Annotated in this window: 20 protein-coding genes; 10 read left to right on the forward strand and 10 right to left on the reverse strand. The window is 63.3% G+C overall.

Annotated features, from left to right (window positions below; translation table 11 throughout):
* Positions 1-32 precede the first annotated feature (32 nt).
* The 5 genes from LSO07_RS13265 to LSO07_RS13285 all read left to right on the forward strand — a co-directional run bounded on the left by LSO07_RS13265 (position 33) and on the right by LSO07_RS13285 (position 6,302).
* Positions 33-2,222, forward strand: coding sequence for a TonB-dependent receptor plug domain-containing protein (locus tag LSO07_RS13265; protein WP_318526580.1), 2,190 nt, complete (start codon positions 33-35; stop codon positions 2,220-2,222).
* A gap of 119 nt (positions 2,223-2,341) precedes the next feature.
* Positions 2,342-3,580: a DEAD/DEAH box helicase gene (locus tag LSO07_RS13270; protein WP_034784254.1), complete on the forward strand. Its 1,239-nt coding sequence runs from the start codon at positions 2,342-2,344 to the stop codon at positions 3,578-3,580.
* A gap of 53 nt (positions 3,581-3,633) precedes the next feature.
* Positions 3,634-4,251, forward strand: a complete 618-nt coding sequence (locus LSO07_RS13275) for an LON peptidase substrate-binding domain-containing protein (protein ID WP_099393317.1) — start codon at positions 3,634-3,636, stop codon at positions 4,249-4,251.
* A gap of 142 nt (positions 4,252-4,393) precedes the next feature.
* Positions 4,394-5,137, forward strand: coding sequence for a DNA-binding protein (locus LSO07_RS13280; protein ID WP_035818092.1), 744 nt, complete (start codon positions 4,394-4,396; stop codon positions 5,135-5,137).
* 217 nt (positions 5,138-5,354) lie between these two features.
* Positions 5,355-6,302: a cupin-like domain-containing protein gene (locus tag LSO07_RS13285; protein WP_099393319.1), complete on the forward strand. Its 948-nt coding sequence runs from the start codon at positions 5,355-5,357 to the stop codon at positions 6,300-6,302.
* Positions 6,303-6,305: 3 nt separating this feature from the next.
* On the opposite strand, the gene LSO07_RS13290 is transcribed toward LSO07_RS13285, so the two are convergent.
* Positions 6,306-7,214, reverse strand: coding sequence for a DMT family transporter (locus LSO07_RS13290; RefSeq protein ID WP_099393320.1), 909 nt, complete (start codon positions 7,212-7,214; stop codon positions 6,306-6,308).
* A 51-nt stretch (positions 7,215-7,265) separates the two neighbouring features.
* Between LSO07_RS13290 and LSO07_RS13295 the strand changes: the two genes are divergently transcribed.
* Positions 7,266-7,823 (forward strand): helix-turn-helix domain-containing protein, encoded by a 558-nt coding sequence (locus LSO07_RS13295; protein ID WP_225317292.1) that lies wholly within the window; start codon positions 7,266-7,268, stop codon positions 7,821-7,823.
* Positions 7,824-7,831: 8 nt separating this feature from the next.
* Here LSO07_RS13295 and LSO07_RS13300 read toward each other — a convergent pair whose 3' ends face one another.
* The 4 genes from LSO07_RS13300 to trpS all read right to left on the reverse strand — a co-directional run bounded on the left by LSO07_RS13300 (position 7,832) and on the right by trpS (position 12,648).
* Positions 7,832-8,563 carry a class I SAM-dependent methyltransferase gene (locus tag LSO07_RS13300; RefSeq protein WP_099393322.1) on the reverse strand — a complete coding sequence of 244 codons (732 nt, stop codon included), beginning with the start codon at positions 8,561-8,563 and terminating at the stop codon, positions 7,832-7,834.
* Entirely contained in the window at positions 8,560-9,813 is a 1,254-nt protein-coding gene (locus tag LSO07_RS13305) for a voltage-gated chloride channel family protein (RefSeq protein ID WP_151094685.1), read from the reverse strand. The genes LSO07_RS13300 and LSO07_RS13305 overlap by 4 nt, the downstream gene beginning before the upstream one ends.
* A 36-nt stretch (positions 9,814-9,849) precedes the next feature.
* Positions 9,850-11,439 (reverse strand): pyridoxal-dependent decarboxylase, encoded by a 1,590-nt coding sequence (locus LSO07_RS13310; protein WP_151094687.1) that lies wholly within the window; start codon positions 11,437-11,439, stop codon positions 9,850-9,852.
* A gap of 132 nt (positions 11,440-11,571) precedes the next feature.
* Complete coding sequence (gene trpS / locus LSO07_RS13315; protein ID WP_225317293.1) at positions 11,572-12,648, reverse strand: tryptophan--tRNA ligase; 1,077 nt, start codon at positions 12,646-12,648, stop codon at positions 11,572-11,574.
* A gap of 317 nt (positions 12,649-12,965) precedes the next feature.
* On the opposite strand from trpS, the gene LSO07_RS13320 reads away from it, so the two are divergent.
* Positions 12,966-14,909, forward strand: coding sequence for a CocE/NonD family hydrolase (locus LSO07_RS13320; protein ID WP_092610907.1), 1,944 nt, complete (start codon positions 12,966-12,968; stop codon positions 14,907-14,909).
* Here the strand turns inward: LSO07_RS13320 and LSO07_RS13325 are convergent.
* The 4 genes from LSO07_RS13325 to LSO07_RS13340 all read right to left on the reverse strand — a co-directional run bounded on the left by LSO07_RS13325 (position 14,906) and on the right by LSO07_RS13340 (position 18,784).
* Positions 14,906-15,763, reverse strand: a complete 858-nt coding sequence (locus LSO07_RS13325) for a DMT family transporter (RefSeq protein ID WP_151094689.1) — start codon at positions 15,761-15,763, stop codon at positions 14,906-14,908. The two genes, LSO07_RS13320 and LSO07_RS13325, sit on opposite strands and share 4 nt — an antisense overlap.
* A 7-nt stretch (positions 15,764-15,770) precedes the next feature.
* Positions 15,771-16,592, reverse strand: coding sequence for a substrate-binding periplasmic protein (locus tag LSO07_RS13330; RefSeq protein ID WP_151094691.1), 822 nt, complete (start codon positions 16,590-16,592; stop codon positions 15,771-15,773).
* 100 nt (positions 16,593-16,692) lie between these two features.
* Positions 16,693-17,976: a TCR/Tet family MFS transporter gene (locus LSO07_RS13335; protein ID WP_034784187.1), complete on the reverse strand. Its 1,284-nt coding sequence runs from the start codon at positions 17,974-17,976 to the stop codon at positions 16,693-16,695.
* Between the two features lie 157 nt (positions 17,977-18,133).
* Positions 18,134-18,784, reverse strand: a complete 651-nt coding sequence (locus LSO07_RS13340; RefSeq protein WP_151094693.1) for an HD domain-containing protein — start codon at positions 18,782-18,784, stop codon at positions 18,134-18,136.
* A 350-nt stretch (positions 18,785-19,134) separates the two neighbouring features.
* Between LSO07_RS13340 and LSO07_RS13345 the strand changes: the two genes are divergently transcribed.
* From LSO07_RS13345 to LSO07_RS13355, 3 genes are all read left to right on the forward strand, one after another.
* Entirely contained in the window at positions 19,135-19,626 is a 492-nt protein-coding gene (locus tag LSO07_RS13345) for a chemotaxis protein CheW (protein ID WP_034784183.1), read from the forward strand.
* Between the two features lie 314 nt (positions 19,627-19,940).
* A complete protein-coding gene (locus tag LSO07_RS13350; RefSeq protein ID WP_099387456.1) occupies positions 19,941-21,548 on the forward strand; it encodes a methyl-accepting chemotaxis protein in 1,608 nt (535 codons plus the stop codon).
* Positions 21,549-21,629: 81 nt separating this feature from the next.
* Positions 21,630-23,267, forward strand: a complete 1,638-nt coding sequence (locus LSO07_RS13355; protein ID WP_208672480.1) for a methyl-accepting chemotaxis protein — start codon at positions 21,630-21,632, stop codon at positions 23,265-23,267.
* Here the strand turns inward: LSO07_RS13355 and LSO07_RS13360 are convergent.
* Positions 23,264-23,938 (reverse strand): ribonuclease HI family protein, encoded by a 675-nt coding sequence (locus tag LSO07_RS13360; RefSeq protein ID WP_151094695.1) that lies wholly within the window; start codon positions 23,936-23,938, stop codon positions 23,264-23,266. The genes LSO07_RS13355 and LSO07_RS13360 overlap by 4 nt on opposite strands.
* Positions 23,939-24,057 lie beyond the last annotated feature (119 nt).

Genomic DNA, 24,057 nt, shown 5'->3' on the forward strand with positions numbered 1-24,057 from the left:
GTTGCCTTCGCCTTACCATCCTTTGTTCCTCCGTGTTACTTGCCTGGAATGCCCAGGCCCAGCAATCCGAAACGCCCGCTGCCACTGACGCCGCCGTGCCGCTGAAGGCCGAGAAGGCCGAGAAATCCGCCGCTCCCGCCATGCAGACTGTCGAAGTCAAGGGCAGCGGCTATGATCCGCGCCGCGACGATACGGCCAGCAAGATGGTCGTTGGCAGCGAGGAAATCCTCAAGTATGGCGACACGAATGTCACCGACGTGCTCAAGCGCCTGCCCGGCATTACCGTGTCCGGCGCGGCCGGGCGCTCGGGCGGCGAAATCCGCATGCGCGGACTGGGCAGCGGCTACACGCAGATACTGCTCAATGGCGAGCGGGCGCCGGCCGGTTTCTCGCTCGATACCCTGTCGCCCGACGTGATCGAACGCATCGAGATTTTGCATGCGGCCAGCGCCGAATACAGCACGCAGTCGATTGCCGGCACCATCAACGTGGTGCTGAAAAAAGCCGTCAAGACGGCGCAGCGCGAACTCAAGCTGGGCGTGCAGGGCAGCGACGTGAGCTTTTCGCCCAGCGTGAACGTGCAACTGTCCGACCGCGACGGCAATTTCTCGTATTCGCTGGCCGGCTCGCTGTTCCGCTACGACTACCATTACGACAATCCCGGGCTGGAATTGGGCTACGCGCCCGATGGCCGGCAAAACCTGCTGCGCCGCACGAACGGCACGGGCGATGGCCGTCCGGAAGGCATCAACTTGTCGCCGCGCCTGAACTGGGTGCTGGCCAACGGCGACAATGTGACGGCGCAATTCTTCTTCAATGGCGGGCGCTCGAACCACCGCAATTTCAGCCGCGCGGAAACGGAGCAGGGCGTGCGTCCCGACTACGACAGCAATACGGGCAGCTCCAGCAACCACAATGCCTTCGGCCGCAGCGACCTGACGTGGATGCACAAGCTGGCCGGCGGCGCCAGGCTGGAACTGAAAGTGGGCGCCTCGGCCGCCCGCAATACGTCCGACAGCCTGCAGCAGGGCTTTATCGATGGCAGTGGTCTGGCGCTCGAGCGCAAGGTGGGCGTGAAGGCGACGGAAAACGGCGTCAGTTCGACTGGCAAGTATTCCACGCCCTTGCTGCCCGGCCATGCCCTGTCGATGGGCTGGGATGGCGCCTACACGGAGCGCGAGGAATCGCGCCGGCAGCGCGAAGCGGCCCTGGGCACCTTGGGCGCGCGTCCGCCCGTCAACAGCGACGAAGGTTTCGACGCCACGATCAAGCGCCTGGCCCTGTTTGTACAGGATGACTGGGAAATCACGCCGCGCTGGTCCATGTATGCGGGCGTGCGCTGGGAAGGCATCGACACGCGCAGCGCGGGCGACACCTATGACGAAGTGCAGCAGCGCACCAGCGTGTGGAGCCCGCTGCTGCAAACCCTGTGGAAGTTGCCCGATACCAAGGGCGACCAGGTACGCCTGGCCCTGACGCGCACCTACAAGGCGCAGCCTACGTCAAGCCTGATTCCGCGCCGCAATACTTCGACCAACAATAGTCAGACGGACCCCGACCGCGAAGGCAATCCGTATCTGAAGCCGGAGCTGGCGCTGGGCATCGATGTGTCGTACGAGCACTACTGGGCCGAAGGCGCCTTGCTCAGCGCGCGCGCCTCGGCCCGCCGCATCGATGGCTACACGCGCCAGGGCTTGTTGTTCATCAATGACCGCTGGGTCTCCACGCCCGTCAACGATGGCCGCGCCAATACACAGACACTGGAACTGGAAGCGAAGTTCCCGCTGCGCGCCGTGCTGGCCGCGCCTGTGCCGGCCATCGACCTGCGCGCCAGCGTCAGCCGCAACTGGTCGCAGGTGGAGCAGGTGCCGGGACCGGACAACCGGCTCGACCAGCAAACGCCCGTCAGCGGCAACTTCGGCCTCGACTACAAGACGCCCGATGGCGTGCTGACGACGGGCGGCAGCTTCAACTTCCGCAATGGCGGCCCCGTGCGCATCACCGAGCGCCAGAGCGCCTATACGTCGCCGCGGCGCGACCTCGACATTTACGCGCTGTGGAAGTTCGATGCGAAGAACCAGCTGCGCCTGGCCGTGTCGAACCTGCTGGCGCAAGACTTCGAAAGCACCACCACGTATGCGGATGCCAGCGGTACGATCACCCGCAACAGCATTTCACCGAGCTCGCCGCAGGCGCGCGCCACCCTGGAGATGAAGTTCTGATCGTGACGTTCCCGCACTGAAAACCCCGGCCAGCCTCCCCGCTGGCCTATAATCTCGGCAATCGCGCGCGCGGCCGGTCCGCGCGCGCCACCTTTTCATTTGCCAAGATTGCTTTCCCCATGACGTTTTCCTCCCTCGGCCTGATCGATCCCCTGGTCCGCAAACTCGATGAGCTCGGCTATGCCAAGCCGACCCCCGTGCAGGCGCAATCGATTCCTGCCGTGCTGGCCGGACGCGACTTGATGGCCGCCGCCCAGACGGGCACGGGCAAGACGGCCGGCTTTGCCGTGCCGCTGCTGCAGCGCCTGACCCTGGAAGGCGTGGTGGCACCCCAGTGCGTGCGCGTGCTGGTGCTCGTGCCCACGCGCGAACTGGCCGAGCAAGTCTATGCCAGCTTCCGCAGCTACGGTGGCAACTTGCCGCTGCGCAGCTTTGTCGCGTATGGCGGCGTACCCATCGAGCCGCAGATCAGCAAATTGCGCAAGGGCCTCGACGTGCTGGTGGCCACGCCGGGCCGCTTGCTGGACTTGCAGACGCAGGGCGCCGTCAAGTTCGAGCAAGTGCAGACGCTGGTGCTGGACGAGGCTGACCGCATGCTGGATCTGGGCTTCGAGCGCGAACTCGATATATTGCTGATGACCATGCCCAAGCAGCGCCAGACCCTGCTGTTCTCGGCCACCTTCTCGGACGCCATCCGCGCCATGGCGAAAACCATGCTGAAGGATCCCGTCTCGGTCGAGGTGAGCGCGCGCAACAGCACCGTCAAGGCCGTCAAGCAATCGGTCATCGTGTGCGACAAGAAGCGCAAGCCGGAACTGTTTTTGCACTTGCTGAAGAAAATGCGCTGGGGCCAGGTCCTGGTCTTCGTCAAGACGCGCAAGGGTGTCGAGCTGTTGGTGAACACCTTGCTGGAGCAGGGCGTGCGTGCCGATTCCATTCATGGCGACAAGACGCAGCCGAACCGCCTGCGCGCGCTGGCCCGTTTCAAATCTGCCGAGGTGCAGGTGCTGGTGGCTACCGACGTGGCCGCCCGTGGCCTCGATATCGACCAATTGCCGGTCGTCGTCAATTTCGACTTGCCCACCGTGGCGGAAGACTATATCCACCGCATCGGCCGCACGGGCCGCGCGGGCGCTTCGGGTGCAGCCATTTCGCTTGTGTGCGCCGATGAAGTGGAGCTGCTGTCGGCCGTGGAAGCGCTGACCCGGCAAACGCTGAAACGCAACGAAGAGCCCGGTTTCGAGGCGGAACACCGCGTGCCGGGCACGTCCGCCGGCGGCACCATCCAGAAGAAGGCCGTGAAAGTGCTGGCGCCGAAGGCGGCGGAGCGGGCCAAGAAAAGGCGCTTCTACAAATAATCAGGGACGCCAGGCGCGCAGCACGGATATGCCATTCGTGCCATCATGCGCTTATGACCTCGATACCTTTGTTCCCGCTCAATACGGTGCTGTATCCCGATGGCTATCTGCCCCTGCAGATCTTCGAGGTACGCTATCTGGACATGATACGTCAGTGCATCATGGGCGAGCAGCCGTTCGGCGTGGTGCAACTGCTGGATGGAACGGAAGTGCGCAAGCCGGGCCATCAGGAAACCCTGGCGCCCGTGGGCACCCTGGCGCGCGTCATTGACTGGGCCGCGCCCTTGTCCGGCTTGCTGCAAATCAAATGCATGGGCATGCAGCGCTTTCACATCGTTTCCAGCGAACAGCTGAAGCATGGCTTGTGGATGGCGCAGGTCGAAACTTTACCGCCCGATAAAACCATTCCCATTCCGCAAGAGCAGCAGAACGTGGCCGACGCGCTCGGCGCCCTGATCCGTACCTTGCAGGAGCAAAAGATCCCGCCCGACCAAATGCCGCTGCAGCCGCCGTACCGGCTCGACGAGTGCGGCTGGGTGGCGAACCGCTGGTGCGAGCTGCTGTCCCTGAGCACCATGCAAAAGCAATTGTTGCTGAGCCAGGACAATCCCGTGCTGCGCCTGGAACTGGTGCAGGATATGCTCACGGAGAACGGTTTGCTGGAAGAGTAAAGTACCTGAAGCCGCATGTTTGCACATGGTTTCGTTGTGCAATTGCAATTTCCATTGAGAAATACTTTACGCTTTGCCGCCGCTGGCATAAGATAATGCCCCTGGGCAAGATTGCCCTGGGCAACATTCAAGAGTACACGACATGGCAAAAGTAAGCGCGGAACAGATCAATGCGGCAATGGAAGCGATGGCGGGCGAAGGCCAGGCCATCACGGTACGCGCCTTGCGCGAACGGCTGGGCAACGGCGCCTGCCTGGGCACCATCAGCAAGCTCTTGCTGCGCCGCAAGGCAGGCGCGCAACGCCAGATCGCTGCCGCCGCCGAACTGTCGCCCGTGCTGCAGCAAGCCATCCTCGATTATGTAGGACAGGAATTAAGCGCCAGCCACAGCGCGCATGAAGCCGAGATGAATGACAATCAACAGGAATTGATGGACCTGGCCAGCGAGAACGAGCGCCAGCAAGAGTTGCTCGACCTGCAGGCGGGCGAGCTGGAAACCTTGCGCGAGGAGCTCGAGCGCGAACGGCAAGTGGCGAACCAGGCCCGCACGGACCTGGCCAAGGCGCAGCTGCGCCTGGAAGGCTTGCCGCGCCTGGAAGAGGCGGCCGAGCAGGCACGCATGGATCTGGCCAAGGCGCAATTCAAGCTCGAAGGCATCCCGCGCCTGGAAGAAGCGGCCGAAGCGGCGCGTGCCGAACTGATCCAGGCCCAGTTGAAGCTGGAAAGCCTGACGCGCGTGGAAACGGAACTGGCGGCCGCGCGCCTGGAACTGGAAGCGGAACGCGAAGAGCTGGGCGAAACGCGCGCCGAGCTGGACGAAGAGCGCACCTTGCGCATCAAGGCGCAGCAGTTCATCGTCGATCCGATATTCAAGACCCCTGTCTGAGGACACCTGACCAAACCTGCTGCGCGTCGCGCTTTGCGGCCTGCGATGCTCACCGTACTGGAGTACGGTTGCGCTTCTTAGCCACAAATCACTGCCGCTCGCGACGGTTTTGTCAGGTGTCGAGACGTCGGGGGGAATAGGTCATGCGGGCCTTGCTGGCTTAAAATGGCGCACTGTCGCGCCATGTCGTGCGACGCCTTGATCGCAAAGAAGGTTTATGCCCGTAGAAAAGAAAGTGCCGCTCCCGCTTGCGGCCACGCCCATATCGCCGCGCGCGCTGCCGCCCCGGCCGCCAGCACAATTCAGTTCGCCCGAAGCGGCCCTCGCACGCAAGCAGGCACGCGAGGGCAAGGATGCGCAGGTGCGTGGCGTCACGTCCATCGACGCCATGCGCGAGGCCATCAAGCAGGCGGCGCGTGACTTGCCGGCCATCACCGAGGTGCCGCGCCTGGCCATGCTGGACGCCGCCGCCTTTCGCGCGCGCGCCACGCTGGGCCTGCCCTTCCTGATGCGCGGGCTGGTGCAACGCTGGCCCTTATCCAAGCTGGAACCCGAAGTCTTGCGCGAGCAATTCAGCCATGTGCCCGTGCGCGCGCGCGTGGGCGACTACATCAACACGGCATTCGCGGCAGACCGCGCCATGCAGGACATGTCGATGGGGCAATATCTGGACCTGGTGGCGGAGGGCAACTACGCGCTGCCGCCATACCTGGGCAACCTGGAATTGCGCGAGCTGAACCGCCTGTGCCACTGGCCCACGTATTTTGACAAGATGGGCCCGCCGCGCTTCTGGGTGGGGCCGGGCGGCACGGTCACGCCTTTGCATTGCGATTACGACGACAATATCTTCGCGCAAGTGTGGGGCCGCAAGCGCATCTTTTTATCGCCGCCGCACCACGACGTCTTTCTCTATCCCAGCGAAGCGAACGCCATCCTGTTCGGTTCACCGTTCGACCCGGAAGCGCCCGATTTCGAACGTTTTCCCCTGGCGCGCCAGGCCAGCATGATCGAATGCATCGTCGAGCCGGGCGACATGCTGTACGTGCCTGCCGGCTGGTACCACCAGGTGCGCGCGCTGACGTTTTCCCTGTCGTCGAACCGCTGGGCCAGGGCCGTGCCGCTGGCGCTGCATGCAGATGCGGCGCTGCGGCGGGGCGTGGAATAAACCTTAGGGCTGCACGGCCTTGCCGGCAGCGCGCACACGGCGCTTGGGACGCCACTCGCTGAGGATGCCCGCACAAATGATCAATACCGCGCCAACGATGGCCAGGGCTGGCAGGCGCTCGCCGGCGATGCGGCCGATCACGCCGGCCCACACGGGTTCACCCGCGTAGATCAGCGTTGCTTTCGTGGCGGAAATGCGCTTTTGCGCCCAGTTCATCACATATTGGATCAGTGCGCTGGCGCAGCCCAGTGCCAGCACGCTGAGGATGAAAGTCTTGCTGAGGATCGGTGGCGCTTCGCCCATGACGGGCATCAGCAGCAAGGCGATCAATGACGCCGTGGCCAGTTGCACGATGGTCACGCGCAGGATGTTCAATTGCGGCGAGACGCGGCTGATGAGGATGATTTCCAGGGCGATCGCGATGGCGCCCACAGCAGTGATCAGTTCGCCCGTGCCGAAGCCCATGCTCAAGCCATCCGTGCCGGTGAGCAGCAGCAAGCCGGCGAACGCCAGCACGACGGCCGCCCATACGGCAGGGTGGGGCCGCTGCTTGAAGGCCAGCCATTGCACCAGCGGCACGATGGGCACATAGAAGGCCGTGATAAAGGCCGACTTGCTGCTCGTGATATACATCAAGCCATAGGTTTGCAGCGCGTAGCCGCCAAAGATGCTCACGCCGATGGCCATGCCTGTCAATAATTCGGCCTTCGTCAGGTGGCGCAGCTGGCCCCGGCAAATCAGGGCGCCGATACTGGCGGCCACGGCAAAGCGGGCGGCGACAAACGCCAGCGGGCCGCTGACCGTCACGGCATGTTGCACGACGAGAAATGTGCCGCCCCAGATGAAGGTGATGGCGATCAGGGCCAGTTCGGGCAGGCCGAAGGCGGGCGGGGGACTTGCGTGTGTTTTCATGGGGCGCTATGCTATGAGCAAAATATTTCCCATCATCATAGGAGCAATATATTGCGCAGTCAAGCCGAGGCCGGTGGCGTGCTGGCACACCTGGCCACCAATCTGCGGCGCTTGCGCCTGGCTGCCGGCCTCAGCCAGGAAGAGCTGGCGCGCAAGTCGGGCCTGAGCCGGCGCATGGTCAATGGCGTCGAGGCAGGCAGCACCAACATCAGCCTGGCCAACCTCGACCATGTGGCAGCCGCCCTGAACGTGGCCTTTGTCGACCTGGTGCAGCCGCCGCAACAGCCGCACGACAGCCTGCGCGTGCTGATGTGGCAAAGCGCGTCGCAGGCCAGCCAGGCCATGCTGCTGGGTGCCGCGCCCGCCAGCCGCCAGGTGGAACTGTGGGCCTGGCGCCTGGCGCCTGGCGAGCGCTACGATGCGCAAGCCGATCCGGCGGGTTTCAGCGAAATGATCTACGTGCTGGAAGGCGAGCTGCAGCTGGAACTGGCGGCCGGGACGAGAACGCTGGGCACGGGCGATTTTTTCGTCTTCAGCAGCGCGCAAGCATATGCCTATGTGAATGCGGGCGAGTCCACCTTGCGCTTTACGCGCAATGTGGCCAGCTGACAGCGCGATTACGGCAGGCCGCAGCCCACCAGCAACAGCATCGGCCGCTCGCGCTCTTCCGCCAGCGCCGGCTGTTGCGTGACCTGTGCGTCGGTGGGACCCCATTCTTCCACGTGTTCCAGCTGGAAACCGGCGCGTAGCAGCGCATTGATGGTCGTGCCCAAGGTCCGATGCTGCTTGATCACGCCTGGCGCCAGCCAGTCCGACACGCGCGGGCCTTGCTGCTGGTAGCTGTCGACGGGCCAGCGCTTGCGGCCTTGCGCGTCCGTCAGCCAGCCCGGCTGGCGGGGGGCCATGAAGATCGGGTGCTCGATGGAAAATACCAGCTTGCCGCCCGGCTTCAAGCCGTGGCGGATGGCAGCCAGCAAGGTGGTGAAATCCTTGATGTAGTGAAACGCGAGTGAACTGTAGACGAGGTCGTAGCTGGCGGGCGGCAGGGCCAGTTGTTCCAGGTCCAGCCGGGCATAGCTGACGGCCGCGTGCGTCCCCATGGCGTTCGCCTGCGCCAGCATCTTTTCCGACACGTCCACGCCCAGTACCTGCGCCGCGCCAGCGTCGGCTGCCCAGCGGCAGAACCAGCCATAGCCGCAGCCCAGGTCGAGCACGCTTTTTCCTTGTATCTCCGGCAGCATGGCGCGCAGGGCTGGCCATTCGGGGGCGCTGTCGAGTCCGCCGACGGAGCGGGGCAGCTGGCTGTAGCCGGTAAAGAAGGCGTCGTTGTCGTAGATATTCTGTGTCATGTGTCGATATCCTTGTGGACGGTGCGCTTGGCATGCCCGCCCCGTTGCGCCCGGTAAATGCCCGCGTGGCCGGAAAACAGATAGGCCACGACGCAGGCGATGGCTGCGTACACGCCGATCTCGGCGCCGAACAGTTCCATGGCCATCAGGGTCGAGGCGATCGGCGTATTGGCGGCACCGGCGAAGACGGCGACGAAGCCGATGGCGGCCAGCAAGGTGACGGGCTGATGCAGCAGCGGCCCCAGCGCATTGCCCAGGGTCGCGCCGATGAAGAACAATGGCGTCACTTCGCCGCCCTTGAATCCCGTGCCCAGCGAGACGATGGTAAACGCCATCTTGGCCAGGAAATCGTATGCCGGTAGCGGTTCCTTGAGCGCGTCGACGATGGTGGGGATGCCCAGGCCGATATACTGGTCCGTGCCGATCAGCCACACGGCGATGGCGATGATCACGCCGCCGGCCAGGGGGCGCAGCGGGGCGTAGCGGATCCAGCGCTTCATCAGCCCGCTCAAGCCGTGCGTGGCCTGCGCAAACACGTTGCCGGTCACGCCGAACAGCACGCCAGCGATCACCATGGCGGACAAGGTCCAGGCGGAGAGGGCGGGGATCAAAGGCACGGCGTAATGCGTGTGGTGAATGTTGAATAACTGCCCCCACAGCAAGCCCACCTGGTCGGCGATGACGGCAGCCAGCAGGCAGGGCAGCATGGCTTCGTAGCGTAAGCGGCCGATGGCCAGCACTTCCAGGCCGAAGAGGGCGCCCGCCAGCGGCGTGCCGAAGACGGAGGCAAAGCCGGCGCTGATGCCGGCCATCAGGACGATGCGGCGGTCTTCATTGTTCAGGTGGAACAGGCGCGTGAGCTGGTCGGCCAGCGCGCCGCCCATCTGCACGGCCGTGCCTTCGCGCCCGACGGAGGCGCCAAACAAATGCGAGATGACGGTGCCGCCCAGCACCAGCGGCGCCATGCGCAAGGGGATGATTTTCTTCGGGTCGTGGATTTCATCGATGAGGAGGTTCGCGCCGCCTTCGACACTGCTGCCATAGCGCAAATACAGCCAGCCGACGGCAAAGCCCGCCACGGGCAGCAGCCAGATCAGCCAGGCGTGCGCCCGCCGCGTAGCGGTTGCCCATTCAAGGGCAAACAGGAAGCCGGCCGAAGCCGATCCCGCCAGCACGGCCACAACAAAGGCCAGCAGCAGCCATTTCAGCAGATGCCGCAAGAGGTCGGTGAGGGCGCTAAGACGCTGCATCGTGCATCCAGTCAAGGCTGATCGGTGGGTGTTTCCTTACAAGCCCAGTTCCGCCACCAGCGTTTGGCCGATGGCGCGCTGCTCGTCCAGGATGGCGCGCAGGTGGTGGGGGCGCGTCTTGACGTTGGTCATGACCACGCGCAGCACGTTGGTCGGGCCGGGGTAGCGCGTCGATTCCAGTACCGTGCGCGACACAAAGCTGTGGCCTTGCGCCTTTTGCCGGTTCTGCAGCTTGGCGTTCAATGTGTTCAGTTGCGTGTTCAGCTCTGCCGCCGCGTCCATCTGGCCGCTGGCCAGCAAGCTTTCCATGCGCTGGCGCAAGTGCGCGGGCACATAGCGGTAGGTCAGGATGAAGGTGTCGGAGCGCGTGACGAGCTCGAAATCCTGCTGGTCGGCCAGCAAGTCCTGTAGCTGGCCGGACAGGGTGGCCGCCTGCCGCAGCAAGGTCGTGTAGCCGGATACGCCCAGCACCTTGAACGACGTCCACAGTTTCAAGGCATCAAAGCGGCGCGAGCCTTCCAGCGAGGTCTGGCCCAGGTCGCCCGAATTGTCGCGCAGGATGTAGTTGGCGTTGTGTTTCAGCAAGTTCAGGCTGGCGCTATCCTTGAACAGCACCATGCTTTGCGCCATCGGCACCCACAGCAATTTATGCCCGTCGATGACGACGGAGTCGGCCAGGGCAATTCCGTCGTACAGGGCGCGGTACTGTTCCGCGATCAGGAGGGCGCCGCCCCAGGCCGCATCCACGTGGAACCAGATGCTTTCTCGCGCGGCAATGGCTGCCATGGCGGCCAATGGATCGATGGCGCCCGTTTCCGTCGTGCCGGCGATGCCGATCATGGCGACGACCTTGATCTTGCGCAATTTCAAGTCGGCAATGGTCGCTTCCAGCGCGGTGATATCGATACGGTTGTCGCGGTCGACGGCCACCAAGTGCAAGGCGTTTTCGCCGAGGCCCAGGGTCGCCAGCGCCTTTTTCACGGAGTAATGGCTGCGGGCCGAACCGATCACGGCCAGCCCCGCGTAGCTGGAATCCTGCATGGCGGCAAACAGGCCCCGTTTGCGCGTGCCGGGCAACTGCCGTTCCAGCGCCACAGCCAGGGCCGTCAAGTTGCCCATGGTGCCGCCATTGACGACATTGCCCAGCGCGCCGCTGGTGGCCGCCATCGCCTGCGCGTAGACGCTATCGGCCTGCTGGTACACCTGGCGGTGCAGCCAGCCGAGGATCTGCTTTTCGATCAGGGTCGACACATACGCCGTCTCGATCTTCACCTGGTTCTGGTTCAGGGTGGCCGTAAACGCTTCGGCCAGCACGCTGATCCAGGGCAGGGCCTGCGTCATGTGGCCGATGTATTGCGGATGGTTCAGCTGGGCCGTATTGGCCAGCACGGTGGTGTCGAGTTCTTGCAGGAATTGCGCCACGGGCATGCCGTGCGCGGGCAGGCAAGTGTCGGACAGTTGCGTCAGCAATTGCGCATACGGCGTGTGCGGATAGGGCGTGTCGCGTTCGGCGGCCAGCCAGCCGCCCAGCATGCCCAGCGCCTGCTGCAGCGGCGCGGGCGAGCGTTGCAGCGCATCGATGGAAAAATGCTGCTGCAGCAGCTGTTCGATAGGGGTATCGGTCATGGCGCGTTGTCTTCTCTACGGATTGCTGATGCCACGGTGACAAACGAATTGCGCCCAGGCGAAAGCGGGATTTTACCCGACTCCGCCTGGGCGCATCAGTTTGCTATATCAGTTTGCTATGACTGCTGGTGATCAGAAGTAGTTCAGGCCCAGCGCCGACTTGACTTCATCGGCCGTGCGGGCCGCCACTTCGCGTGCCTTGAAGGTGCCTTCCTTCAGCATCTGGATGACCTGGCCCTTGTCCTTGGCGAATTCTTCGCGGCGGGCGCGGATCGGCGCCAGCATTTCCTGCAAGACCACATCCAGGCGCTTCTTCACAATGCTGTCGCCCAGGCCGCCACGCACATAATGGGCCTTCATTTCGGCCAGCGCCGCTTTTTCCGGATCGAAGGCGTCCAGGTAGGTAAACGCGATGTTGCCTTCCAGGTGGCCCGGGTCTTCCACGCGCAGGTGCAGCGGGTCGGTATAGACTTTTTTCACGGCGGCCGTGATTTCGGCCGAGGTCGCGCCCAGGTTGATGGTGTTGCCCAGCGACTTGCTCATCTTCGCCTTGCCGTCGATGCCGGGCAGGCGGCCGATGTCGGGTACCAGGGCCTTGCATTCCATCAGCACTTCGCGGTTGTACATGCGGTTGAAGCGGCGCACGATTTCATTCGTTTGCTCGATCATCGGGATCTGGTCTTCGCCCACGGGCACCACGCCCGCCTTGAAGGCCGTGATGTCGGCCGCCTGGCTGGCAGGGTAGGTCAAAAAGCCGGCCGGGATGTCGCGCTCGAAGCCGCGCAGGCGGATTTCTTCCTTGACGGTGGGATTGCGCTCGAGGCGCGCCACGGTGACGATGTTCAGGTAGTAAAACGTCAGTTCGGCCAGTTCCGGTATTTGCGACTGGATGAATACCGTGGTCTTCGTCGGGTCGATGCCGACGGCCAGGTAATCGAGCGCCACTTCGACGACATTGCGGTGCACCTTGTCGATGTCTTCCATATTGTCCGTCAGCGCCTGGGCGTCGGCCAGCATGATGAATTGCTTGTAGCTGTTCTGGTAGCGGACGCGGTCGCGCAGGCTGCCCACGTAGTGGCCCAGGTGCAAGGGGCCGGTCGGGCGGTCGCCCGTCAGGATCACGGATTGCGACGCGATGGCGGCGGCGGACAGCGGCGCGGCCGGGGTATTCTCGGTGTCTGGGGTATCGGGGGTGTTAGGCAAGCTCATCAAGTTTCCTTTCGAGCCGCCTGCATCGGGGATGATCCAGGCTGAGCCTGTTACGCCACCGATCGAGGCGGCGTTGATCATAATTCACATCACTATGCAGTGGCCGCGCGAAAGTGAGCGGGACCACCAATTCAAGCAGGCGTGTTGTGAATGAATAAATTTCATGGCGTTATGGTTGCAGTTCGCACGCGTTCTGTCAAGTTTGCGCCCCGATTTATCTGCTGCGCTGCGTCAGAGGCTAACCTTATGCAGAACTTGCTTTCCGGGTACTATTGCCGTTCGGCCACTTTTGCGTGGCATGAATCATGGAGAACAGTATGCGCGTGTCGTCCCCCGTCCGGCTCACCGGTCTGGCTTTTGTTATCAGTTCCTTGTTTGCAGTACCGGCGATGGCGCAAACGCCGCCGATGACGCCCGATATCGGCGCCAAGTTGGTGATGCCCGACATGAATGACTACGTCAAGCGCGTGGTGATGATCCCCATGCGCGACGGCGTCAAGCTGTACACGGTGATCGTCGTGCCGAAAGGCGCGCAAAAAGCACCGATCATGCTCACGCGCACGCCGTACAATGCGGCCCGCCGCGCCCAGCGCGCCGCCAGCCCCAGCATGCTGGTCACTTTGCCGCTGGGCGACGACACCCTGGTGGAAAACGGCTACATTCGCGTGTTCCAGGACGTGCGCGGCAAGTATGGCTCGGAAGGCGATTACGTCATGACGCGCCCCGTGCGCGGTCCGCTGAACAATACCAAGGTCGATAACGTGACCGATGCGTGGGACACCATCGACTGGCTCGTCAAAAACGTGCCGGAAACGAATGGCAAGGTGGGCATGCTCGGTTCCTCGTACGAAGGGCATACGGTGCTGATGGCCCTGGTCGACCCGCATCCGGCCCTGAAGGTGGCCATTCCCATGAGCGCCATGGTCGATGGCTGGCGCGGCGACGACTGGTTCCATAACGGCGCCTTCCGCATGCCCAGCCTGTCGTACATCGCGGGACAGACGAGCGTGCGCGGCGGCGGCGAATCGCCGGCGCTGGGCGTCTATGACGATTACGACGCGTATCTGCGCATCGGCTCGGCCGGTGACTACGCGAAAAAGTTCGGCATCGACAAGCTGACGTACACGAAAAAGCTGTTCGAACATCCGGCCTACGACAGTTACTGGCAAGAACAGGCGCTCGACAAGATCCTCGCGAAACGCCCGTTGATCGTGCCCACCATGCACGTGGTGGGGCAGTGGGACCAGGAAGATATCTATGGCCCCTACGCCACCTATTGGGCGATGGAGGGACGCGACAAGCGCAACAACCTCAATTACCTGGCCATCGGCCCGTGGCGCCATAGCGGCGTCAACTATGACGGTTCCAGCCTGGGCGCCCTGAAGTTTGACGGCGATACGGCGCGCCAGTTCCGAGAAAAAGTCATGCAGCCATTCCTCAATCAATACCTGAAGGATGGCGCGCCGGACGCGAATACGGCGCCCGTGGTGTCGTACCAGAGCGGCACCAACCAGTGGCAGCGCCTGCAGCAGTGGCCGCTGGCTTGCGAGACCTGCGACACGAAGCTGACGCCGATCTACCTGCAGGATGGCTACAAGCTGGGCTTTGCGGCGCCATCGGGCGCTGCGGATGCGGCTGAAGGCGCCTTCGATGAATACGTGGCCGATCCCGCCAAGCCCGTGCCTTTCGTGCCCCGTCCCGTGCGCCTGAACGATGGCGACGTGTGGAAGCCATGGCTGGTCAGCGACCAGCGCGGCTATGCGGACCGCACGGACGTGCTCAGCTATGTTTCCGAACCGTTGAAAACGGCCGTGCGCATCGCCGGCGCGCCGATGGTCAACCTGTTTGCCGCCACCAGCGGCACGGATGCGGACTGGGTGGTGAAACTGATCGACGTGTATCCGGATGAGGTGCCGTCGCAGCCGGCCATGGGCGGGTATCAGCTGGGCGTGGCGATGGATATCTTCCGCGGGCGCTACCGCGACAGCTTCGAGCACCCGACACCGATACCGGCGGGCCAGGTGCAGCGCTACCGCTTCGCCTTGCCGAACGCGAATCACGTCTTCCTGCCCGGCCACCGCATCGCCGTGCAAGTACAGTCGAGCTGGTTCCCCCTGTACGACCGCAATCCGCAAAACTACGTGCCGAACATCTTCCTGGCCGACCCAGGCCATTATAGAAAGGCGACGCAGCGCGTGTACCACGCGACAGGGGCGGCCAGCGCAATCGAGTTGCCGATGGCGCCGCTCGACGCCCGCTAGGCCATTCGCATCAGGATGGCGCCCGCCGCGATCAGGGCGATAGCCAGATAGCGGCGGGGGCTGATTTTTTCGCGCAGGAACAGGGCCGCAATGGCGATGGCGAACAGAATCGATGTTTCGCGCAGGGCGGCGATGGCGGCCACGGGCGCCTGCGTCATGGCCCACAGGGCCAGGCCATACGAGGCGAGGGTGCCGAAACCGCCAACGGCGGCCAGGCGCCATTGCGTTTGCGCGTACGCAAGCAAATCGGCGGGACGGCGCAACGCCGTCCACAGCAGCAATCCGGTTCCGTTCAAGACAAAAATCCACATCGTGTAGGCGGCTGGCGCGCCGGACAGGCGCACGCCGATGCCGTCGATCAGGGTATAGCTGGCGATGACGCAGGCGTTGCCCAGCGCAAAGGCGGTGGCGCGCCCCGTGCTTTTCGGCACCTTGCCGATGGCGCTCGTGCGCGCGGCAACATACAGGCCGAGGATCCCCGCGCAGATGCAGGCGACGGCGCCCATCTGCATGGCGGACAGGCGCTCGCCGATCAGTGGCCAGCTGGCCAGCGCGACGATAAGCGGCGCGCTGCCGCGCATCAGGGGATAGGCATGGCTCATGTCGCCCGCCTTGTAGGCGGCCGCCAGCAGCGAGTAATAGGCCAGCTGCGCCACGGCCGAGGCGGCCAGGTAGGGCCAGCTGGCGGGTGCGGGAGCATGAACAAAGGGCAGGACGGCCAGTGAAATCAGGGCCGCGCCGACGGAGACGAGCACCGTGCTGAGAAAGGTATCCTTGCCGGACTTGACGATGGCGTTCCAGCTGGCGTGCAGCAGGGCGGCAAACAGGACGACGGCGACGACCAGACCGGACATGCAGGCCTTAGCGGGGGCGTATGCTCAGCGACAGCAATTCCTGGCGGTGATGGCGCTGGAAGCCTTCCATCACGGAACCCGAGCGCCCCGCCTTGTCCAGCAGGTCGCGCAGGGTGGCCTGGTCTTCCGCCGTGAGGGATTTGCGCGACAGGTAGACGCCGCTCATGCCCCAAGGTAATTCCGGCAGCGCTTCCAGGCGCAAGCGGTCGGCCAGGCCATACACGCGCGCATCGTTCTGCGCCACGCCTGCCAGGATGGTGGGGCTCATGATGGTGGCATCGATGAAGCCGCTTTGCATCAGGCGCGCCACGGAGAGCGCGTCGACTTCGTAGAACAGGCGTCCCTGGCTGCTCAGTTCCTTCGCCAGCGCCTGGTACGGTGCGCCATAGTCGTAGCCGCGCACGAGCGCCACGCGCAATTCGCGCCGCTCGATCAGTTCCTGCATGGTGTTGATGGGCGCGCGCGCGCCCTGTAGCGAGATCAGCAGGGGGCGGCTACCCAGCATGGGGATGAACAAGCCATGCTGGTCGCGCCGCAAGGTGCTGCTGGCGGGGATCAGCAAGTCGGCCTTGCCCGCCTCGAACATCGCTTCCAGGCGCGCGCGGGGCACGGCCGTGAAGATGAAATTGCAGCCGAGCTTGGCGCCCATGCTGCGCAGCAAGTCTGGATAGATGCCGCCGATCGTGGCGCCATTGACCACCACGCTGGCGCCGATGGCCGAGACGGGCACCAGGATGTCGCGCGAACATTGCGCGCCCGCCAGCGGCGGCAGCGCCAGCGCCAGCATGGCCACGGTTCGGCGCCAGGCGCTGGAATAAAAGTCAGTCATACCCATCCTTGCTCACCATCGAATGCCGGGCATCGGTAACGCCCCGCTGATTATCCCATTCTCGCCTATTTATTTCCCAAATACAACATTATCCCGCTGACTACTTTGTGGTGGAAACCATAAGTCTTGCCTCGCGTTGCGCCTTGAAGTAGCGCCAGGCCACCAGGATGGCCAGAATTTGCATGATCGCGCACAGGTAGAAAGTGCTGCCGATGCGCCAGTCCTGCGGCGGCAAATGGCTCACTTTGCCGAGGATCATGCTGCCCAGCAAAGGCATCATGATGATGCCCAGGCTGCTGATCGATTGCAGGGAGCCCATCAGTTCTCCCTGTTCGCTGGCGTTCGATGATTTCGAGATGATGCCTTGCAGGGCCGGTCCGGCAGCAAAGGCCAGCAGGTTGCAGAGGATCAGCGCATACATCATCCAGCCCTGCGTCGCCAGGCCGTACAGCAAATAGGTGAGGGCGCCCGAAGCCATGCCCAGCAGCGACAACCGCACCTCGCCGAAGCGCTTGATTAGTATGCCCAGCAAGCCCGCCTGCACGACGGCCGCGCACAGGCCCACGCAGAACAGGGCGATGCCGTTCTGGCGCGGCGTCCAGTCGAAACGGAAATGCGTGTACAGCACCCAGGTGGTGTTGAGCATCATTTGTGCAAACGTCATCAGGCCGAAAGCCAGCACCAGGCCGCGGATTTCCACGCGGCGCACCAGCTTCAGCAGGGCGGCAAACGGATTGATGCGCGCCAGGGTGAACGGTGCGCGCGGGCCAGGCTGCAGCGATTCGGGCACGCAGAAATAGCCATAGATGAAATTGGCCGCCGACAGGCCCGCCGCCACGTAGAACGGCAGGCGCAGATCGATTTCGCCCAGCAGGCCGCCCAGCATGGGGCCGCAAATGAAACCCAGGCCGAAAGCGGCGCCGATCTTGCCGAAGCTCTTGGCGCGGTTGTCCGGCGTGGACACGTCGGAGGCGTAGGCGGACGCAACCGACATGCTGGCCGACGAGACGCCGCCGATGACCCTGCCGATGAACAGGCAGGCCAGGTTCGGCGCCCAGCCCGTGGCGAGAAAGTTGATGCCCATGCCGGCCATCGAGTACAGCAGCACGGGACGGCGTCCCACGCGGTCGCTGATGGCGCCCAGCATGGGCATGAAGATGAATTGCAGCAAGCCGAAGAGGGCTGCCATGATGCCGTACCAGAACGCCTGGGCATCCTTGCCGTCGACAAAGTTGCCGATCAGGATGGGCAGCACGGGCACCACCAGGCCGATGCCTAGCATGTCGATGAAGACGCAGACGAGGATGAAATTGAGGTTGCCGGCGCGCGCGGGCGCGGCGGGCGATGACGGGGAAGGGCTGTCGGTGCTGGTTTTATCGGACATGCATGCTTTCGGCGCGCACCCCGCACCGCCGTGCGGCTGGCGGGGTTCAGTTGTTGGCGTTGCGCCGGCGCGTTGCAGGTTTCTGCTGACGCGCGGCGCGATAGCTGAGCCTTGCATTATAGACAGCATGGGCCATGCTGGCTATCGCCACCAGGGTTTATGGACTAATACCCCACTCGCCGGCAAAGGCTGCGCGGAAATCCGTCAGCACGGCCAGTCGCTGTTCGGCCAGCGTGCGGCCTGCCACCGTCTGCATCTTGCCGGGCAGTTTGTCGAGCTTGGTGACGATATGGTCGAGCGCGTATGCCTTGTCGTCGAGCGGGCGATGGGCAGCCAGCGGATCGCTGCCATGCGCCAGCGCGCTATCCATGCGCGCCGCCGTGTAAAACAGGCGTGCCAGTCCCACGGCGCCCAGCGCATCGATGCGGTCGGCATCCTGCACGATTTGCGCTTCGATGGTGTGCGGCGGCAAGTTGGCGGAAAAACTGTGCGTCTCGATGGCGTGTGCCACGCCGGCCAGTTTTTCTGATGGGAAATCCAGTTCCGCCAATTGGCGGCAAGCCAGTGCTGCCGCCTGGCGCGAGGCCAGGTGGCGCTCGGGATGGTTTTTCGGCAGGTTGACCAGGTCGTGCAGATAGCAGGCGGCCATCACGGTGAGGGCGTCCGCTTCCGCATGGTTCTGCAGCAAGACAATGGCATTGCGCCAGACGCGTTGCAGGTGGTTGATGTCGTGGGCGCTGTCATCGCCGAGGCCGGCCGTGGCCAGCGCCAGCAGGCGTGGTTGCCATTGGGAAAGCAAGGATTGCATGGTTCGAACTTCTAAAAGGCAAAGGCCGCAAGTGTGGCATAAAACGGAGAGCTCGGCAGTGCCGGTACTTGTATTTGCGGTCCGGCGAGTGCCATGCAGCGTGCCGTTTTTGCCACGTAATTTCCCCTTTGATAACGAGGCATGTCGACAGACGCTCTTTTTTAGTGCATGTAAAATTTACATGGGGTAACATTGCCGCATGGAAATTAGAAGCATAAGCTAATTGCAAGAAAGTATTTGCAAAACATACAAGTAGGAGCCATGCCTTGCGGATGGCTCTTGTCACGTCCAAGGCCTGCGTGCAGCGTGCCGTGGCCTGCGCCCTTGGGCGATTTAACTAAAGGATCATCATGAGCACCATTTCCAGCGACACTGGCGCAACCGTTGCCAAGGCTGCCGAATACCTGGCTTTTACCCTGGGCCAGGAAGAGTATGGCATCGACATCCAGAAAGTCAGCGAAATCCGCAGCTATGAAACGCCGACCCGCATCGCCAACGCCCCCGAGTTCGTCAAGGGCGTGGTCAACCTGCGCGGCATCATCGTGCCGATCGTCGACATGCGTATCAAGTTCAACCTGGGTACGCCCAGCTATGACCAGTTTACCGTTGTCATCATCCTCAATATCGGCAACCGCGTCGTCGGCATGGTCGTCGACCGCGTCTCCGACGTCACCACCCTGATGCCGGAACAGATCAAGCCGGCGCCGGACATGGGCCGTTCGATCAACACGGAATACGTGATCGGCCTGGGCACCATCGACGAACGCATGCTGATCCTGGTCGATATCGACCAGCTGATGTCCAGCGCCGACATGGGTTTGATCGAGAAGCTGGCCGCCTAGGCCGCCAGGAAAAGTCCAGGGCGGCGTTGCATTGCCTCGCCGTACATTCGTACTGCCTTCGGCCACACGCCTTGCCCTGAACATGTCCTGACTCCCTGGTGCCGAGAGGGTTTTTTAGAAACAATTGACCCCAAGCATTGTTTGCTTTTTCTGCAAGGCGCACGCTAGCGCATTTCCTGGCGCACGGTTCAGCCGAACCGTGCGCCAGTTTCACTTGTCACGCCAATTCGCTACAGCGGCCAACCAGCGCCCGCCCATGAGCGAGATCGTCAGCTTGTTATCAGGCTGACGGCAGGGCTTTTTAGGATAGTCACATGAATTTATTACGCAACGTCAGCATCGGTGTCCGCCTCGGACTCGGTTTTGCCGTGATTTTGCTGTTTTCCATGCTCATTACGGGCATCAGCGTCTGGCGCCTGCACGATGTGGCCAGCGCCACGCGCGTCATGATGGAGCAGCCGCTGGCCAAGGAACGCTATATTTCCGACTGGTATGGCCGTATCGACAGCGCCGTGCGCCGCACCATCGCCATTGCCCGCAGCAGCGATACCTCGCTCAGCGGCTATTTCGCCGAAGAATCGAAAGTCTCGTCGTCCAGTTCGGCCGAGCTGCAAAAGAAGATCGAGGCGCTGATCGACAAGCCGGAAGAAAAAGCCATGTTCGCTGGCTTGCTGGAACAGCGCAAGGTGTACATCAGCTCGCGCGACCAGGTCTACAAGCTGAAGGGCGAAGCGCAGGTCGATGCTGCCAATGACGTGTTTGAAAAGACCTTCGTGCCGGCCGCCGCGAAATACCAGAAGATGGTGCAGGACTTGCTGGAACACCAGCGCGCCAGCATCGATACGACGGCACGCGAGATCGACGCCGTCGCCAATACCAGCCGCAACCTGATGCTGGTGCTGGCCGCGCTGGCGCTGGCATTCGGCGTCGTCTGCGCCTGGGTCTTGACGATGGGCATCGTGCGTCCCCTGCGCACGGCCGTGGACATCGCCCGCAAGGTAGCCGATGGCGACTTGACGGCGCAGATCGACGCCAGCGCCAAGGATGAAACGGGGCAACTGCTGCTGGCCCTGAAGGACATGAACACCAGCCTGCTCAACATCGTGGGCGAAGTGCGCAGCGGCACGGACAGCATCGCCACGTCGTCGACGCAGATCGCCGCCGGCAACCAGGACCTGTCTTCCCGCACGGAAGAGCAGGCCGGTTCGCTGGAAGAGACGGCTTCGTCGATGGAAGAGCTGACCAGCACCGTGAAACAGAACGCGGACAATGCGCGCCAGGCGAACCAATTGGCGGCCTCGGCGGCGCAAGTGGCCGTCAAGGGCGGCGAAGTCGTGGCGCAGGTGGTGGGCACGATGGAATCGATCAATGCGTCATCGAACAAGATCGTCGACATCATTTCCGTCATCGATGGCATCGCCTTCCAGACGAATATCCTGGCCTTGAACGCGGCCGTGGAAGCGGCCCGCGCGGGTGAGCAGGGCCGTGGCTTTGCCGTCGTGGCGTCCGAAGTGCGCAACCTGGCGCAGCGTTCCGCTTCGGCGGCGAAAGAAATCAAGACCCTGATCGGCGCGTCCGTGGAGCAAGTCAACGCGGGCAGCATGCTGGTGGCGCAAGCCGGTTCGACCATGAACGATATTGTCGACAGCGTGCAGCGCGTGAGCGACATCATCACGGAAATCACGGCGGCCAGCAGCGAGCAAAGCGTGGGCATCGACGAGATCAACCGCGCCATCGGCCAGATGGATGCCGTCACGCAGCAAAATGCGGCGCTGGTGGAAGAATCGGCGGCCGCCGCCGAATCGATGCAGCACCAGGCACACAACCTGGCGCAGGTCGTCAGCGTCTTCAAATTGACTGGCCAGCAGGCGCTGAAACGCCCGGCTGCGCCGAAAACCACCTTGCGCATCGGCACACGCTGATGGCGCCGCGGCTGCCCCGAGCAGCCGCTTTCTGCTGTCCCCTTTTTATATAGTCTGGTTCCGCTTTTTTAGGATATTCACATGAATTTGTTAAGAAACGTCAGTATTGGTGTGCGCCTCGGCCTGGGTTTTGCCGTGATTTTGCTGTTTTCCATGCTCATTACCGGCATCAGCGTGTGGCGCTTGCATGACGTGGCCATGGCCACGCGCACCATGATGGAATTGCCGCTGGCAAAGGAACGCTATATTTCCGACTGGTACGCGAAGATCGACAGCGGCGTGCGCCGCACCACGGCCATCGCGCGCAGCAGCGACACCACGCTGGGCGCGTATTTTGCGGAAGAAGCCAAGCAATCATCCGTCGTATCGGGCGAATTGCAAAAGAAAATCGAAGCCTTGATTTCCAGTCCGGAAGAAAAGGAACTGTTCCGCCTGGTGAGCGAACAGCGCAAGGTTTACCTCGATTCGCGCGCGCAAGTGTCGAAGCTGAAGGCGGATGGACAGGAAGCCGAGGCAGAAAAGGCGTTCCAGGGCATCTTCGTGCCCGGTTCGACGAAATACCTGAAAGTGGTCAACGACATGCTGCAGCACCAGCGCGCCAGCATTGACAAGACGGCGCGCGAGATCGACGAGGTCGCCAAGACGAGCCGCAACTTGCTGCTGACCCTGGCCGTGCTGGCGCTGGGCTTTGGCGTCGTCTGTGCCTGGTTGTTGACGATGGGCATTGTGCGTCCCCTGCGCACGGCCGTGGACATCGCCCGCAAGGTAGCCGATGGCGACTTGACGGCGCAGATCGACGCCAGCGCCAAGGATGAAACGGGGCAACTGCTGCTGGCCCTGAAGGACATGAACACGAGCCTGCTCAATATCGTCAGCGAAGTGCGCACGGGCACGGACAGCATCGCCACCTCGTCGACGCAGATCGCCGCCGGCAACCAGGACCTGTCTTCCCGTACGGAAGAGCAGGCCGGTTCGCTGGAAGAGACGGCTTCGTCGATGGAAGAGCTGACCTCGACCGTGAAACAGAACGCGGACAATGCGCGCCAGGCGAACCAGTTGGCGGCCTCGGCGGCGCAAGTGGCTGTCAAGGGCGGCGAAGTCGTGGCGCAGGTGGTGGGCACGATGGAATCGATCAATGCGTCATCGAACAAGATCGTCGACATCATCAGTGTGATTGACGGCATCGCCTTCCAGACGAATATCCTGGCCTTGAACGCGGCCGTGGAAGCGGCCCGCGCGGGCGAGCAGGGCCGTGGCTTTGCCGTCGTGGCGTCCGAAGTGCGCAACCTGGCGCAGCGTTCCGCTTCGGCGGCGAAAGAAATCAAGACCCTGATCGGCGCGTCCGTGGAGCAAGTCAACGCGGGCAGCATGCTGGTGGCGCAAGCCGGTTCGACCATGAACGATATCGTCGACAGCGTGCAGCGCGTGAGCGACATCATCACGGAAATCACGGCGGCCAGCAGCGAGCAAAGCGTGGGCATCGACGAGATCAACCGCGCCATCGGCCAGATGGATGCCGTCACGCAGCAAAATGCGGCGCTGGTGGAAGAGTCGGCGGCCGCCGCCGAATCGATGCAGCACCAGGCGCATAACCTGGCGCAAGTGGTCAGCGTGTTCAAGCTGAACGGGCAGCAGGCCAGTGTCAGCGGATTGAAGGGGGTGAAACGTCCGGTGGCGAAAGAGCCGAAGGAAGCGTTGCGGATCGGCCGCGCCGCTTAATCCTCTTCTACCCAGCCGGTAATGGCCAGCTGGGACAGCCGGTCCGCCTCGCCATTCCTGTGGCGCGGCAGCCAGCGCAAGCTCACATCAGTAAATTGTTCCAGCAGGGCCACTACGGTGGCCCTTTGCGTTTCCAGTCCCTTGGCCCCCAGCGGCGTCGTTCCCAGCACATCATTGATCACCACCTGGCTGTCGCCGTACAGCAGCAGTTGCACAGGCGGCGGACGCACCTTGAGTGCCGCCTGCAGCACGGCCGTCAGGGCCGCATATTCCGCGTCGCTGCTGCTGCCATAGCCGGCAGCCTCGCTCACTTCGATGCGCTCGCCGTTTGGCCCCAGCAGCAGGGCGCCTATGCCCAGCTTGCCCGGGTTCGGATGGGCGGAACCGTCGAACCAGCCGCGCCAGGCCGACGCCGGCACGGCCATCACCCGCCGCGCCGCCTGCGCCTGCTGGCGATCGCTGATCTTTTGCGCCTTGCGCTGCGCGTCGGCGGCGTGCGCCTGCAGCCGTGCCGCCAGCAGGGCGGCCAGGCCCAATGTGCCGGATGCCTGTTCCAGTATGCGCTGCAGCGCCGCGTCGCCCGCGATGCCTTCCAGCGCGGCCAGGCGGCGCGCCTGTGCCCGCTCGCTCTTGAACGCTGCTGCCAGCAATGTTTCCAATTCCTCTTGCATGGGGCCTTCCCTCATCGTCGTGCCGCGAATCTACGCGAGTGCGGCACAGTCCGCAAGGCAGGCTGTTGCGATTTTGGCGGGCCAGCTTGCAACTAATAACGCGGAGTGATATAGTCCGC

This window comes from Janthinobacterium sp. PLB04 (assembly GCF_021165895.1).
GTDB classification, from domain to species: domain Bacteria; phylum Pseudomonadota; class Gammaproteobacteria; order Burkholderiales; family Burkholderiaceae_D; genus Janthinobacterium; species Janthinobacterium lividum.

Excerpts from the sequence above, each read along its gene's own strand:
- LSO07_RS13270 (WP_034784254.1), top strand. The coding sequence starts at position 2,342 with ATGACGTTTTCCTCCCTCGGCCTGATCGATCCCCTGGTCCGCAAACTC.
- LSO07_RS13275 (WP_099393317.1), top strand. The coding sequence starts at position 3,634 with ATGACCTCGATACCTTTGTTCCCGCTCAATACGGTGCTGTATCCCGAT.
- LSO07_RS13280 (WP_035818092.1), top strand. The coding sequence starts at position 4,394 with ATGGCAAAAGTAAGCGCGGAACAGATCAATGCGGCAATGGAAGCGATG.
- LSO07_RS13285 (WP_099393319.1), top strand. The coding sequence starts at position 5,355 with ATGCCCGTAGAAAAGAAAGTGCCGCTCCCGCTTGCGGCCACGCCCATA.
- LSO07_RS13290 (WP_099393320.1), bottom strand. The coding sequence starts at position 7,214 with ATGAAAACACACGCAAGTCCCCCGCCCGCCTTCGGCCTGCCCGAACTG.
- LSO07_RS13300 (WP_099393322.1), bottom strand. The coding sequence starts at position 8,563 with ATGACACAGAATATCTACGACAACGACGCCTTCTTTACCGGCTACAGC.
- LSO07_RS13305 (WP_151094685.1), bottom strand. The coding sequence starts at position 9,813 with ATGCAGCGTCTTAGCGCCCTCACCGACCTCTTGCGGCATCTGCTGAAA.
- LSO07_RS13310 (WP_151094687.1), bottom strand. The coding sequence starts at position 11,439 with ATGACCGATACCCCTATCGAACAGCTGCTGCAGCAGCATTTTTCCATC.
- trpS (WP_225317293.1), bottom strand. The coding sequence starts at position 12,648 with ATGAGCTTGCCTAACACCCCCGATACCCCAGACACCGAGAATACCCCG.
- LSO07_RS13320 (WP_092610907.1), top strand. The coding sequence starts at position 12,966 with ATGCGCGTGTCGTCCCCCGTCCGGCTCACCGGTCTGGCTTTTGTTATC.
- LSO07_RS13325 (WP_151094689.1), bottom strand. The coding sequence starts at position 15,763 with ATGTCCGGTCTGGTCGTCGCCGTCGTCCTGTTTGCCGCCCTGCTGCAC.
- LSO07_RS13330 (WP_151094691.1), bottom strand. The coding sequence starts at position 16,592 with ATGACTGACTTTTATTCCAGCGCCTGGCGCCGAACCGTGGCCATGCTG.
- LSO07_RS13335 (WP_034784187.1), bottom strand. The coding sequence starts at position 17,976 with ATGTCCGATAAAACCAGCACCGACAGCCCTTCCCCGTCATCGCCCGCC.
- LSO07_RS13340 (WP_151094693.1), bottom strand. The coding sequence starts at position 18,784 with ATGCAATCCTTGCTTTCCCAATGGCAACCACGCCTGCTGGCGCTGGCC.
- LSO07_RS13345 (WP_034784183.1), top strand. The coding sequence starts at position 19,135 with ATGAGCACCATTTCCAGCGACACTGGCGCAACCGTTGCCAAGGCTGCC.
- LSO07_RS13350 (WP_099387456.1), top strand. The coding sequence starts at position 19,941 with ATGAATTTATTACGCAACGTCAGCATCGGTGTCCGCCTCGGACTCGGT.
- LSO07_RS13355 (WP_208672480.1), top strand. The coding sequence starts at position 21,630 with ATGAATTTGTTAAGAAACGTCAGTATTGGTGTGCGCCTCGGCCTGGGT.
- LSO07_RS13360 (WP_151094695.1), bottom strand. The coding sequence starts at position 23,938 with ATGCAAGAGGAATTGGAAACATTGCTGGCAGCAGCGTTCAAGAGCGAG.